Consider the following 14,489-nt stretch of genomic DNA (forward strand, 5'->3'; position numbering starts at 1 on the left):
CGTTCTTTTCTTGCTCCTATTGCACTGTTTATTGATAATTATAAAAACCATTCTTAATGTTTTCTGTTATATAAATAACAGTGATTATTATAATAATAACACATCTATAAACAATAAAAATTAACACTATGGCTGCAAATGCAATTAAATTAAGTGAAAAACAAGTGAAACCAGTAGTTGACATGTTGAACGACTATCTGGCTAATTACCATATCCATTATCAGAAATTAAGAGGTTGCCATTGGAATATCAAAGGGCAAAACTTTTTTACGCTACATATTAAATTTGAAGAACTATATACAAATGCACAGTTAACAATAGATGAAATAGCTGAAAGGGTGCTTACTTTAGGTAAGCCGCCACATAGCCGCTTTGCTGATTATATCAAAGAGTCAACAATTAAGGAAATTGATACCATCGGTCTAAAAGATCTGGATATGGTAAATGCGATTCTTGATGATATGTCTGAATTGATCAAACTGGAACGAGACCTATTGGATGAAACTGATAAAGTAGGAGATGATGGCACCAATGATATGGTAAACAAGTTTATGCAATTCAAAGAGAAAAATACCTGGATGTTACGTTCGTTCGCTGGAAAGAAATAAGTTATAAATTAAAATGTAAAGAAGCTGTATCATAATGGTGATACGGCTTTTTTTGTATGTGTTTTACACCTTTCTTTAATATCTTTGGTGACAATGGGATATAAAAGCTTAGCAGATTGTGTTGCTGATTTAGAGAAACACGGTCATTTGATTCGTATTAAAGAAGAGGTAGATCCTTACCTTGAAATGGCGGCAATTCATTTACGTGTTTATGAGAACCAGGGACCCGCATTATATTTTGAGAAAGTAAAGGGCAGTAAGTTTCCTGCTGTTTCCAATTTGTTCGGAACTCTGGAACGCTCTAAGTTTATGTTCAGAGATAGTTTAGCTAAGGTAGAACAATTGGTAAATCTTCGTTCAGATCCTATAAAAGCATTAAAGAATCCGTTTAAATTGCCGGGTATCGGTTTTACAGCGTTGACTGCTTTGCCATTAAAGCAATCTTTTAAGTCTGTATTTAAAAAGACGACAATTAGTGCATTGCCACAAATTGTGAACTGGCCAATGGATGGTGGTCCTTTTATTACTATGCCACAGGTTTATACTGAGGATATTGATAAACCAGGGATTTTGAATGCTAACCTTGGAATGTACAGGATTCAACTTTCGGGGAACGATTACGAGCTAAATGAGGAGATTGGATTACATTATCAGATTCATAGAGGAATAGGAGTGCACCAGTCAAAAGCTAATGCTAAAGGAGAACCATTAAAGGTGAGTATTTTTGTAGGTGGTCCACCTTCACATCCTTTGGCTGCGGTAATGCCATTGCCTGAAGGCTTGTCGGAGATGACTTTTGCCGGTGCTTTAGGGAACAGAAGGTTCAGGTACTTTTACGATCATGAAGGTTTTTGCCTCTCTGCTGATGCTGATTTTGTCATCACAGGTACTGTTTATCCTCAAGATAATAAACCTGAAGGACCATTTGGCGATCACCTGGGCTATTACAGTCTTACCCATCCTTTTCCAGTAATGAAAGTGCACAATGTGTATCATCGTAAGGATGCAATATGGTCGTTTACTGTTGTAGGTCGCCCACCGCAAGAAGATACCAGCTTTGGTGCATTGATTCATGAAATCACAGGTTCAGCATTGCCGAAAGAAATTCATGGCTTAAAAGAAGTTAATGCGGTTGATGCGGCAGGAGTACACCCCTTATTGTTTGCTATCGGCAGCGAAAGGTATACACCATACATTGCAGAGCGTAAGCCACAGGAGATTCTGACCATTGCTAATCATATTTTAGGGAAGAATCAATTGAGTCTTGCCAAGTATTTATTTATTGCTGCCAGGGAGGATGATGAAACTTTAGATACAAACGATCTTTCTGGATTCATGCAGCATATCCTTTCGAGGATAGATTTTAAAACTGATCTTCATTTTCATACACATACGACTATAGATACACTTGACTATAGTGGAGATGGACTTAACAGCGGTTCTAAAGTTGTTTTTGCAGCTGCAGGAGCAAAAAGGAGAGCGCTAATAAAAGAACTTCCAATAGGATTTAAACTACCCGAACCTTTTAATCATTATCAAATGGCTATGCCTGGAGTATTGGTGTTAAAAGGTAATCCTTATATAGATGCAGCACATACGGAACAAGAAATGTTATTGTTAAATGAGCATTTAAAACATCAGAATTTAACTGGTTTAGGGTTAATTGTGTTATGTGACGACCATCAGTTTACAGCAGCTTCTATCAATAATCTGGTATGGGTTACTTTTACCAGGAGCAATCCTGCTGCAGATATACATGGGGTAGGGAACTTTATTCGTGAAAAACATTGGGGATGTAACGGACCGGTTATTATTGATGCACGTAGAAAGCCACACCATGCACCGGAACTGATTAAAGATGAAAGAGTAGAAAGAGAGATCGAAAGGTTAGCGGTAAAAGGTGCCTCATTATACGGAATCTTATAACCTTCCAATTATACTTATAGTATGTAAAGAAAACGCCAGCATCAATGATGCCGGCGTTTTTTATAATCTAATAACTAAAACTTATAATTTAAAATCTTACTCCAAATGTTAAGAATACGTTGTTATTTGCATTTTTAATCGCTGCAGTAGGTTCAGCATGATCGTTTAATACGTACGGACTTAATCTATTTTCAGATTGTACACGTTGGTAGGCAATGTCGAAATAGTATTCATTAATACGATATCCTAAACCACCAGTATAATACTTGGTTTCATATATTTTATCTTTGTCATCTTTAAAAGGAGTGCCGTTTAAGCCAAAGCCAGCTCTTAAGCTTAGATCAGCTATTTTATATTCTCCACCAACTCTATAGTTAACAGCAGAAGTATAGGAGTTTTTAATGTAATTGTTGTCATAAATCATGTCTTCAGTAAGTGGTCCACCTCCATCCATAGAGAATTTAGTCGTTGAATAATCGATGAAATCAACATCCGCAGAAATCATACCTTGTCCAGCAAATACATAACTTGCACCCAAAGATCCTTTTGTAGGAGTTTTAAGTCTATAGCTATAAGTCGAAGACATTGGATTAAAAGGGTTGTCAACTATTGAACCAGATAATGAAGTTAGTAAATCTTCTGCATAATAGTCTTCAACATAATACCATGTAGGTGTTTGGAAGGTTGCGCCAATTTTGAAGTTACCAATAGGTCTGTATATTAAACCTAATTTACCATTAATTCCGGATCCCTTTGTTTCCTGATGGGTTGTATAACTGAAATTGTATTTTTCCTCGCCTAAATACCCTGGAAGTTCTGGTGGAGTAGGGTTGTCAATATAAGTGTTTACGACTCCATTTTCCGTATATTCTGAATCATTTATAAAACGAGTATTCACCATTCCAATAGTTGCTCCTAAATATAATTGGTTAGAAATATTCAAAGCACCTGCGAAATTCAATTCTGAAGTACCACCATAAGAAACAGAATTCATACGTTGAGTGTTCGAAGAAAAAGGATCTGCAGAAAAAATTGGTGTCCCTCCTGATGAAGATGGAAATCTATTAATCAGGAAAGTTTCGAAGGCCATGTTTGCTAGAGAACTGCCACTTAAATTACCATTAATGTCTTTTAAGCGATTAGCTTCCTCTGCAAAAAAATCGCGCATTGAAGTATTTGAATTGGTTCCATTATATTGATAATCCTGTGTATAATCGCCATTTCTGTTAAATCCAATACCGAATACCACACTTAAAACACCTTTTCTGGTATCCTGTCCTTCATATTTATACGTAGGATTATACCAGACTACACCAGCTTGGTTGATGTTAAACTTATTACTAGATCCTTTACCTTTTTGTTCGAGATAATCTGATTTTGAAGTTGCATTATTAAATTCAGGCGTAAGACTAAATTCTGATCTGGTAAATAGACCAAGGCCGGCAGGGTTACCACCAAGAGAACTCATGTCGCCACCAACCCCGATTTGTGCATTACCCATTCCTTTAAATCTTGCAGAACTACCATAGTCTCCTCTGGATGTACGGATTGCATCATTTACGTATTGAGCATATGTTGTACCTGTGGTAGCTACTGTAGCTACCATAAGCATTTGTATAAATTTTTTCATTTGTGTCTTTCGCTAAATTATCTGCCTCCGCCTCTTGATGGTCTGGTTGTGCCGCCACCACCTCCACCATAGCTTCCGCCTGATGATCTTGATGGTGGGTTATACGATGGAGGTGGAGAGTAAGACTCTCTAGTTGGCCTAGAAGCAGGTCTTTCCTGAGGTTGCGGTCTTGATTCCGTTCTGCTAGGTCTTGTACTTTCTCCTCTGCTTGGCCTGCTGGTTTCAGGGGTAGCAGGTCTTGTTGATTCTCCTCTGCTAGGTCTTGTACTTTCTCCTCTGTTTGGACTTGTCGATTCTCCTCTACTAGGTCTAGTGCTTTCTCCTCTACTAGGTCTTGAAACATCACCATTTGATGGCCTGTTTATAGTACCATTAGAATTACCTCTTGATGGTCTTGTATTACTGTAACCATTATTGGCTTGTCCTCTAGATGATCTTGGAGAAATGCCATTATTACCATAACCTCTATTACCAGTATATCCGTTCATGCTTCCTCTGTTAGGTCTGGTACCGTAGTTTACAGGAGTTGTTCTGCCGGTATAGAAACCGCCACCCCAGTAGCCGCCGCCCCAAAGTCCACCACCATAAAATCCATTACCCCAGTAACCACCGCCATAGTAATTGTGTCCCCAGAAAGGAGAATAGTAGTTACCCCATGAATTATAATATGGTGAGCCCCACATAGAACCATAAAATGGATTATATCCAAAGCCAAATCCTAAAGACATTCCGTAATTGCCGTACCATCCACCATCAAAGTAAGGGTCATAATAACCTCTCCATGATGGACCTCCGTAAGAGAATCTGTTGATACGCGAAGAATAATCCATATCATAATAAGGATCGCTTGCGCCATAGAATTCATCCTGATTATTATAATCCGAATCCCTATCATCCGAATTTCTTACAGGTACTTGTTGTTTATACTCTTTGGCCTGCGCTACAGAGTTATAAACATCGTCATACGAGTTATTCTGCGCAAACCTGGGCGCAGAGCATGACGCAACAACTAGGGTCGTAAGCGCCAATATGCTCGTGATTAAATAATTTGATTTCATAACTATCCCTTCTTTGTGTGTATTTGTGTTTTTGTAGGTATAAATTTATAGATTTGTAGCCTACATTACAAGTCACTTAATACAAAAAACGTTCCAGATAGTTATGAGCAAAGGTATTACAAGCAAAAACGAAGATTATTCCCAGTGGTATAACGACATTGTTATAAAGGCCGACCTGGCAGAGCACTCATCCGTTAAGGGATGTATGGTTATAAAACCTTATGGATACTCCATTTGGGAGAAGATGCAGGCGGTTTTAGACCAAAAATTTAAAGATACAGGTCATAGCAACGCTTACTTTCCTTTATTCATCCCCAAGTCATATTTTTCAAAAGAGGCTTCTCACGTTGACGGTTTTGCTACAGAATGTGCCGTTGTGACACATTATCGTCTTAAAAATGACGGAAATGGAAACATTATTGTCGATGAAACTGCAAAATTGGAAGAAGAACTGATCGTTAGGCCAACTTCCGAAACCATCATCTGGAATACTTATAAAGGCTGGATTCAGTCGTACCGTGATTTGCCGATCCTTGTTAATCAATGGGCTAACGTTGTGCGTTGGGAAATGCGTACGCGTTTGTTTTTAAGAACTACTGAGTTTTTATGGCAGGAAGGACATACAGCTCATGCTACAGCTGATGAAGCAATTGCGGAAACAAAGCAAATGCTGGAAGTCTATGCTGATTTTGCAGAAAACTGGATGGCTGTACCAGTAGTAAAAGGTGTGAAAACACCTAATGAGCGTTTTGCAGGGGCATTAGATACTTATTGTATCGAAGCCTTAATGCAAGATGGAAAAGCTTTACAGGCAGGTACTTCTCACTTTTTAGGTCAAAACTTTGCGAAGGCATTTGACGTGAAGTTTACCAGTAAAGAAGGTAAAATAGAACATGTTTGGGCTAGCTCATGGGGTGTTTCTACACGTTTAATAGGTGCATTAATTATGGCACATAGTGATGATGCTGGATTGGTATTGCCTCCTAAATTGGCTCCAATACAGGTAGTTATTGTGCCTATTTACAAGAGCGAAGAAGAATTGCAGAAGATTAGTGCTTTTGTTAATGAACTAAGTGCTAAGTTGAAACGCATGGGAATCTCTGTTAAATATGACGACCGTGATTCGCAACGTCCAGGTTTTAAATTTGCAGAATACGAATTGAAAGGTGTACCGGTACGTTTAGCTATTGGTGGCCGTGATATGGAAAATGGTACTGTTGAACTTGCGCGTAGAGATACACGTGAAAAACAGACTGTTTTACAGGATGGATTAGATATTCATATTGCACAATTACTGGAAGATATCCAGGAAAACATCTTTAATAAAGCCTTAAACTTCAGAAATGAACACATCACAGAAGCCAATTCTTATGATGAATTTAAGGAGTTGTTAGATACTAAAACTGGTTTTATTGCTGCGCATTGGGATGGTTCTCCTGAAACGGAACAAAAGATCAAAGAAGAGACAAAAGCAACGATAAGATGTGTGCCTTTGGACAATAAACTGGAAGATGGTGTTTGTATTTATACTGGTAAACCATCAACCCAACGTGTACTATTTGCAAGGGCATATTAATGGATATGGAGACAGATAACTACGGTAAAATATTAAATGAACTTGAGCATAAAGCTTCATTAAAACAAGCCATTTATAGAAATACTGCAGAGGTATTTGCTTTGTTAAAAAAGCAGCTGTTTAAAACAGCTTCAAAATTGCAGGGTGATTATACTGTGAAAGACCCAAGTGTTGAGGTTCATTTTAAAGAGAGTAGTAAGTTTGAAGCAGAATTGAAATTTTCTGGAGATATGCTGATGGTTTCCATGCACAGTAATGTTTTTAGCTTCGATAGTTCATCTTCTATTTTTCAGACCAATTACATCAAATCTGATGAATCGCTGGCTTATTGTGGTGCGATTTACATCCATAATTTTCTTGCAGATTCTGTTAAGTATAACCGTCAGGCAGATCAAGGCTCTTTAATAGCTCGTATTTTAGTGAATAAAGACAAACATTTTATTGTAGAAGGTGAGGGGGCATTAGATTTTCTTTATCAGAATATGGCCGAAAATGTAATTACTGAAGATATTCTTACAGATATCATTGAAAGGTCAATTTTGTTCTGTTTGAATTCTGACCTGATCCTGCCTCCTTTTGCAGAGATAAAAGATGTAACTTTATATCAGAAACAGACCATGTTAGCTGCAAGTGGTTATCCGACTGGTAAAAACCTGGGCTATCAGTTTAAATCAGAATTAGAGCAAAATAACGACATATGAAGTTTGCAACAAAAGCGATCCATGCAGGACAAGAGCCTGATCCTACAACAGGAGCAGTAATGACCCCGATTTATCAGACTTCTACATATTGGCAGAAATCGCCAGGAGATCATAAAGGCTTCGAATATTCAAGAGGTACTAACCCTACGCGTGTGGCATTGGAGGCTTGTTTGGCAGCTTTAGAAAATGCAACGCACGGATTGGCATTTTCTAGTGGTATGGGGGCTACGGACGCAGTAATGAAATTATTAAGTCCGGGTGACGAAGTGATTACTGGTAATGATCTTTACGGAGGTTCATATCGTATATTTACTAAGGTTTATGCTAAATATGGTATTAAGTTTCATTTCCTGGATCTTTCTAAACCTGAGAACATTTTGCCTTATATCAACGATAAAACCAAGCTGGTTTGGATAGAGACACCTACTAATCCGACTATGCAGATTGTTGACATTGAGGGCATGGCTAAAATTACGAAAGAACGTAATTTATTGTTAACGGTAGATAATACTTTTGCTTCTCCATATTTGCAGAATCCAATGGATTTAGGAGCTGACATTGTGATGCATTCCGTTACAAAATATATTGGTGGTCACTCTGATGTGGTAATGGGTGCTTTGTTGGTTAACGATGAGCAATTGTATAAAGACTTATGGTTTATTTACAATGCTTGTGGCGCTACACCTGGACCTCAAGATGCTTTCTTAGTGCTTAGGGGAATTAAAACTTTGCATTTGCGTATGAAAGCACATTGTGAGAACGGGGCTAAGGTTGCGCATTTCCTTAAGGCTCATCCTAAGGTTGATAAAATATACTGGCCGGGTTTTGAAGATCATCCTAATCATGACATTGCAAAAAAACAGATGAGTGATTTTGGAGGAATGGTGTCTTTCACTTTGAAAGGTGCTGATCTGAAGGAAACTTTTAGGGTAGCTGGTTCATTTCATGTTTTTACATTGGCTGAATCATTGGGTGGTGTAGAATCGCTGATCAATCATCCGGTATCTATGACTCATGGTTCTATTCCTAAGGAAGAGCGTGAAAAGGTAGGTGTTACTGATAATTTGCTGCGTTTGAGTGTTGGTGTTGAGGATATTGATGACCTTATTGCTGACCTGGAACAGGCACTTAAATAAATAATATTGGAATTTTTAGAACTTAAGGACTTTCTGGACGTTAAAGTTGAGCAATACAACAGACCCAACTTTATTCTAAACGATCCGATTTGTATTCCGCATCAGTTTAGTAAGAAACAAGATATCGAAATTGCCGCATTTTTTGCGGCAATTTTGGCTTGGGGGCAACGTAAAACCATTATCAATAAATGTAATGAGCTGTTTGCCAGAATGGATAATGACCCGCATAATTTTATGCTACATCATGATGATGGGGATTTGAAAAGGCTACTAGGCTTTAAACACAGGACTTTTAACGATACTGACCTTTTATATTTTGTGTCGTTTTTTCAACATCATTATCAGAATTTTGATAGTTTGGAAGCTGCTTTTTTGCCTCCGGGAGATATGTTTCAAACGGATTTCTTAACAGATCAGGTTATCGGTAATTATGATGGAAGTTATGCTTCTTCTAGCTGTATGCTTACTGAGCTGAATGATCAGGTGCCTAAAATTGAACGTTCGCTTAATTATTTCAGGTCGTATTTCTTCTCTTTACCAGATTATCCGAGACGCACGATAAAACATGTCTCTTCACCAATGCAGAAGTCGACTTGTAAACGATTGAACATGTTTTTGAGATGGATGGTAAGGAAGGATAATAAGGGGGTAGATTTTGGGATATGGAGATCTATTAAACCTGCTGATTTGATTTGTCCTTGTGATGTGCATGTGGATAGGGTAGCGCGTAGATTGGGCATGATAGGGCGGAAGCAAACAGATTGGAAGACTGCTGTAGAATTAACAGTTAAACTGAGGGAGTTGGATCCTTTGGATCCGGTTAAATATGACTTTGCTTTGTTTGGGTTAGGGGTTGAGGAGAAGTTTTAAAACATTGTGATTTTTGTTTTAGTTATGTAGAATATAGAAAAAGGGATTATTTATATTCGGACCGGAACCTTTAGCCTTGAAAGAAGGCAAAATTTTCCTATGTCCTCAATAAACAATCCCTTTTTTTGGATGCAGAAAAACCATAGCTTTATCTTCAGAGAGCAATTTTTAGAATTCTCTCTTTGTGTCAGATTTAGATGCTTAATTTTAGATTCAGATGGTCACTTTCAAAGCTGAAATAGAACGTTTTGCCGAAATGGGTGAGAAGTCTGGCTGGACTTATGTTTTCATTCCACAGGCGATTGCTAATGAGATCAAGGCGGATTGTAAAAAGAGTTTTAGGGTACGAGGTAATTTAGATCAGGTTGATATTGCGGGTATTTCATTGGTTCCGATGGGTGGGGGAGATTTTATCATGGCTTTGAACGCTACGCTTCGGAAAAAATTAAAGAAGGATTTGGGTGCTGTGTTGGCTTTAGCATTGGAGGAGGATAAGGACTTTAAAATCGAAATGCCGGAGGATTTGCAGATTTGCCTGGCAGATGAACCTCATTTACTTAAAAACTTCTTAAAACAGCCTAAATCACATCAAAATTGGTACATCAACTGGCTCAATAGTGCTAAAACAGAACCTACAAGAACCAAGCGTATTGTCAAGATTGTATCTGCAATGGATAAGGGCTGGGATTTTGGTACGATGATGCGGGATGGTAAGCCTAGCGATCGTACTTCCTGAACCAGCTAGATACTTTCATCTGGATCACACCAAGAAAAGCTTCTCTGAAAATACGGGTACTCATTTTGGAAGTACCTTCTGTACGATCGGTAAATATTATAGGAACTTCAACGACTTTAAAGCCGTATTTAATAGCCGTAAACTTCATCTCTATCTGGAAAGCGTAACCTACGAATCTGATTTTATCGAGAGGAATGGTGGCTAAAACTTTGCGTGTGTAGCACTTAAATCCTGCAGTCGCATCCTGGATATTAATGCGTGTAATCAATCTTACGTACATAGAAGCAAAATAAGACATCAGGACTCTGCTCATTGGCCAGTTTACCACATTAACACCATTTACATAGCGTGAACCTATAGCGACATCAGCACCATTTATACAGGCCGTTTTTAAGCGGATCAGATCTTCAGGGTTATGAGAGAAGTCAGCATCCATTTCAAATATATACTGATATTTGGGACGTTCTAGCGCCCATCTAAAACCGTGGATATAGGCTGTGCCTAAACCAAGTTTACCTCTGCGTTCTTCAATATGTAAGGAGGGATATTCCGCCTGTAAACTTTTTACAATGTCTGCAGTACCGTCGGGGGAACCATCATCAATAATTAAAATCTCAAACGCGTCATTCAATGAAAAAACCTTTCGAATGATTTTTTCAATGTTCTCTTTTTCGTTGTATGTTGGAATTATGATTAAGCTATCTGACACGGAAATATAATTAATATGCGAAATTATGGATTCTAAATGAGAAACCCTTAGCAAAATGGTCTGCTAAGGGTTAAATATTGTTAAATGACTTTTTTGGGAGTCTTATTTTACTTCCTGCATCAGTTTTTTTACTACTGGAGAGATGATTATTAGAATTACACCAGCAATAAGTGCATAAATTGCCAACTGTTTATAGCCTTCAGTATAACTTAAAAGCTTTTGTGTAGGGGTGTCATTTTCACTTGCATGAGCCATTCCAGCACCTAGCAAACCAGCAACATACTGCCCATAAGCACTGGCAAGGAACCACATACCCATCATTACTCCTTGCAGTTTTACAGGTGATAATTTGGTCATAATGGATAACCCGATAGGTGACAAACAAAGTTCACCTAAGGTCATCACCAGGTAAGCAACTGTAAACACATCCAATGATGAAACACCGTTCTCATCTGCAAAGAATCTGGTGGTGTAGAAAATGAAGAATGATCCGGCCAGGAATAAAAAGGCAAGACCGAACTTAATTACAGTATTAGGCTCTATTTTTTTCTTTGCTAATCCGATCCAGATCAAACTGATAATGAATGCGAAAATGATCACAAAGAATGAGTTTGCAGAGTTGTTAACTCCATTGGGGTCTAGTTTTACAACACCCAATAAAGTGTTATCCAAGTTTCTGGCGGCAAAAAGACTTAATGATCCTCCAGATTGTTCAAAAAATGCCCAGAATAAAATTGAAAATATAATAAATATCAAGGCAGCAATGAGCTTTTTACGTTCTGCCCAGCTATACCGTGTCATTTCGAAAAACAAGTACAGTAATGTAGCAGGGCCAATAATGTACATAAACCAGTCTGTATATTGAGTCTTGGCAACCATGATCATGATTACAGGAATGATGGCTAATGAACCTACATAAACGGCATAATCGTACCATTTTCTGTTGCTTGCTTTGCGTTGTATGATTGTTGGTTCAGTAGGTACTTTATCATCAATACCTATCAGGTTAACATCTGTTACCTCTTCATCTTGACCAGGAGGTAGTCCAATAGGACCTAAACTTTTTTGAGTAAAAAGGAAAGTAATTAAGCTGATGGTCATTACAATAGCAGCCAGGCCAAATGCCAGATGCCATGAATACTCTTTACCAATGGTAATACAAGCATATCCACCAAGCAGAGCTCCAATATTTATTCCTGCATAAAACACTGAAAATCCTGCATCTCTACGGGAATCATCTGATTTATAAAGTTTTCCAACCATGGTAGAAATATTGGGTTTAAAGAAACCAGTACCCACAACTGTAAAGCTAATACCCAGGAAAAAGAACTGATGTGGATCATAAGCTAAAATGCCGCTGCCTACAATCATGAGGATACCGCCCCAGAACAAAGACTTGCGGAACCCAAGTATTTTATCAGCAAACAAGCCACCAATGAAGGTGAAGGCATAAACAAATGCTTGTGTCGCGCCGTATTGTAAGTTGGCGTCTACATCATTCATAAACAATTGTGTTACCATAAAATAGGTAAGCATTCCGCGCATTCCATAGAAGCAGAAGCGCTCCCACATTTCAGAAAAGAAGAGTGACCAGAGTTGTTTAGGGTATTTTCCTTTAAAGTCCTGGATCTCTGCTAATGACAACCGATCAGTCATATGAGTTTTTTTAGAATATAAATGTAAAAATAAAAAAGTCTTTAGAATGTGCTCTAAAGACTTTTAATATTTTCTCGTTGGTTTTATCTTACGCTGTGCATCAGCTTTTTAAGTAATGGATGTAATAGCATTACCAGAACTCCTGCAACCATCGGTACGACGGTGAAAATCAGGAAGAACGTGGATAGTGAGTATTCTTTAGTGATGTTTTCAATTTGACCACCAATGATGGCAGCTAATTTATTACCAATTGCAATAGCCAGGTACCACATACCAAACATAAATGCAATCATACGTGCTGGTACCAGTTTAGAAACATATGATAATCCAACAGGAGATAAACATAATTCACCCAATGTATGGAATAGATAAGCCAGAACAAGCCAGATCATAGATACTTTAACACCTTCAGCTACACCATGAGAACCAAATGCCAACAACCCGAAGCCTAATGACATGATGATTAAGCCCATACCATATTTTACAGCTGCTGGTGGATTGTACTTACTGTCCCAAATTTTAGAAACTACAGAAGCGAAAGCGATGATAAAGAATGAGTTCATGATAGAGAACCACGAAACTGTTATCTCAGAAGTTTCTGCTGTAAATTCACGGTAAAGCATCCAGATCACTATACCCCAAATAAAGGTAAAGCATACAAATTGTGCAATGTTAGAGCCTGGAGCCTTTTTGAAAGTTTGCTGAGAAAGCTTGATTACTACATAAGAGATCAGAATTAACGGAACTACAGTTAATAGTGTATTTACTATATTAAATATTATTAAAGAGTTTCCTTGAAGCGTGCGGTCAACATTATCACGGGCAAATATAACCAGTGAAGATGCACCTTGTTCAAACGACATCCAGAAAAAGATGGTAAAGAAAGCGAATATGATTACCGCAATCATACGGTCGCGGATAACTTTTGTATAACGAATTAAACGAGAGATAACTAGAAGGAGGAACAATAAAAGCCCTACAACAACCACTACCGTTTGTCCCTGCATTCCATTAAATTCAAATGGGAACAGGTTGATATGACCTATTTTATGCAATGGATCACCAAATGCATATAATAAACCGATTAAGGTAGTAATACCGATCAGGATTTTATCTGTTAATGTAAATGGATTTAATTTATCTTCTTCGTTTGTAGAAGTTTTACTCGCATTATCAGCCGCTAATCTCGAAGCTTTAGTTGGTTTATCACCAATATTACCAAATATAGGTTTAGCAAGCCAGAATTGTAATGTACCTAAAAACATAAATACACCAGCTAAACCGAAGCCCCAGTGCCAGCCAATTTTTTCTGCAAGGTAACCACAAAGCATCATCCCGAAAAATGCACCAGCGTTAACACCCATATAGAAAATAGTATAGGCGCCGTCTTTTTTCTCAGGGAAGTCTTTATACATTTGAGATAGGATAGAGGTCATGTTTGGTTTAAAGAATCCGGTACCGATAACCAATAAAGCTAGTCCAATATATAAGAAAACGGGCGATTCTATAGCCATTGAAGCATGCCCGAGTGTCATCACTGCTGCTCCGATCACTACAGCCCATCGATAGCCTAGGTATTTATCGGCAAGGATACCACCAAAAATCGGTGTGATATACAAAAGCATGGCGTAAGTTCCATAAAGAGCACCTGCATTTTCTGCTCCCCAACCCCAACCAGAGAAATGGCTGCCTGATATTACAGCGGTAGTAAGGAAGTTAATCAATAAAACCCTCATCCCATAGAAAGAGAAGCGCTCCCACATTTCCGTAAAGAAAAGTACAAACAATCCCGAAGGATGTCCCATCACCTTACTCTCGAAAAAGTTATTTGGTGTGTCCAAACTTTGTGTATTCATATTAGTTTTTTTGTGTAATGAAGTTTA

General features: G+C 38.1%; 12 protein-coding genes. 7 read left to right on the plus strand and 5 right to left on the minus strand.

Annotation, left to right across the window (positions count from 1 at the left end; translation table 11 throughout):
* The first annotated feature begins 128 nt into the window (after window positions 1–128).
* Entirely contained in the window at window positions 129–608 is a 480-nt protein-coding gene (locus WC623_RS17185; protein ID WP_372853319.1) for a Dps family protein, read from the plus strand.
* Between the two features lie 93 nt (window positions 609–701).
* Window positions 702–2,534 carry a UbiD family decarboxylase gene (locus tag WC623_RS17190; protein WP_372853321.1) on the plus strand — a complete coding sequence of 611 codons (1,833 nt, stop codon included), beginning with the start codon at window positions 702–704 and terminating at the stop codon, window positions 2,532–2,534.
* Window positions 2,535–2,622: 88 nt separating this feature from the next.
* On the opposite strand, the gene WC623_RS17195 is transcribed toward WC623_RS17190, so the two are convergent.
* Both WC623_RS17195 and WC623_RS17200 read right to left on the minus strand, forming a co-directional pair.
* Window positions 2,623–4,164: an OmpP1/FadL family transporter gene (locus WC623_RS17195; RefSeq protein WP_372853323.1), complete on the minus strand. Its 1,542-nt coding sequence runs from the start codon at window positions 4,162–4,164 to the stop codon at window positions 2,623–2,625.
* Window positions 4,165–4,181: 17 nt separating this feature from the next.
* On the minus strand, window positions 4,182–5,222 hold the full coding sequence (locus WC623_RS17200) for a hypothetical protein (RefSeq protein ID WP_372853325.1): 1,041 nt from the start codon (window positions 5,220–5,222) through the stop codon (window positions 4,182–4,184).
* A 103-nt stretch (window positions 5,223–5,325) separates the two neighbouring features.
* On the opposite strand from WC623_RS17200, the gene proS reads away from it, so the two are divergent.
* The 5 genes from proS to WC623_RS17225 all read left to right on the plus strand — a co-directional run bounded on the left by proS (window position 5,326) and on the right by WC623_RS17225 (window position 10,241).
* Entirely contained in the window at window positions 5,326–6,798 is a 1,473-nt protein-coding gene (proS, locus tag WC623_RS17205) for a proline--tRNA ligase (RefSeq protein ID WP_372853327.1), read from the plus strand.
* 5 nt (window positions 6,799–6,803) lie between these two features.
* Entirely contained in the window at window positions 6,804–7,499 is a 696-nt protein-coding gene (locus WC623_RS17210) for a hypothetical protein (protein ID WP_372853329.1), read from the plus strand.
* Complete coding sequence (locus tag WC623_RS17215) at window positions 7,496–8,635, plus strand: cystathionine gamma-synthase (RefSeq protein ID WP_372853330.1); 1,140 nt, start codon at window positions 7,496–7,498, stop codon at window positions 8,633–8,635. The genes WC623_RS17210 and WC623_RS17215 overlap by 4 nt, the downstream gene beginning before the upstream one ends.
* Window positions 8,636–8,641: 6 nt before the next feature.
* Window positions 8,642–9,505, plus strand: coding sequence for a TIGR02757 family protein (locus WC623_RS17220; RefSeq protein WP_372853331.1), 864 nt, complete (start codon window positions 8,642–8,644; stop codon window positions 9,503–9,505).
* A 217-nt stretch (window positions 9,506–9,722) separates the two neighbouring features.
* Window positions 9,723–10,241: a YdeI/OmpD-associated family protein gene (locus WC623_RS17225; protein ID WP_372853332.1), complete on the plus strand. Its 519-nt coding sequence runs from the start codon at window positions 9,723–9,725 to the stop codon at window positions 10,239–10,241.
* Here WC623_RS17225 and WC623_RS17230 read toward each other — a convergent pair.
* The 3 genes from WC623_RS17230 to WC623_RS17240 form a co-directional block, all read right to left on the minus strand.
* The gene (locus WC623_RS17230) at window positions 10,222–10,950 is read right to left on the minus strand and encodes a polyprenol monophosphomannose synthase (RefSeq protein WP_372853333.1); all 729 of its coding nucleotides are present in this window, start codon (window positions 10,948–10,950) and stop codon (window positions 10,222–10,224) included. The genes WC623_RS17225 and WC623_RS17230 overlap by 20 nt on opposite strands.
* A 102-nt stretch (window positions 10,951–11,052) precedes the next feature.
* A complete protein-coding gene (locus WC623_RS17235) occupies window positions 11,053–12,606 on the minus strand; it encodes a peptide MFS transporter (RefSeq protein ID WP_372853335.1) in 1,554 nt (517 codons plus the stop codon).
* An 83-nt stretch (window positions 12,607–12,689) separates the two neighbouring features.
* The gene (locus WC623_RS17240) at window positions 12,690–14,462 is read right to left on the minus strand and encodes a peptide MFS transporter (protein WP_372853337.1); all 1,773 of its coding nucleotides are present in this window, start codon (window positions 14,460–14,462) and stop codon (window positions 12,690–12,692) included.
* Between the last annotated feature and the right edge of the window lie 27 nt (window positions 14,463–14,489).

It is taken from the genome of Pedobacter sp. (assembly GCF_041645105.1).
GTDB lineage: Bacteria > Bacteroidota > Bacteroidia > Sphingobacteriales > Sphingobacteriaceae > Pedobacter.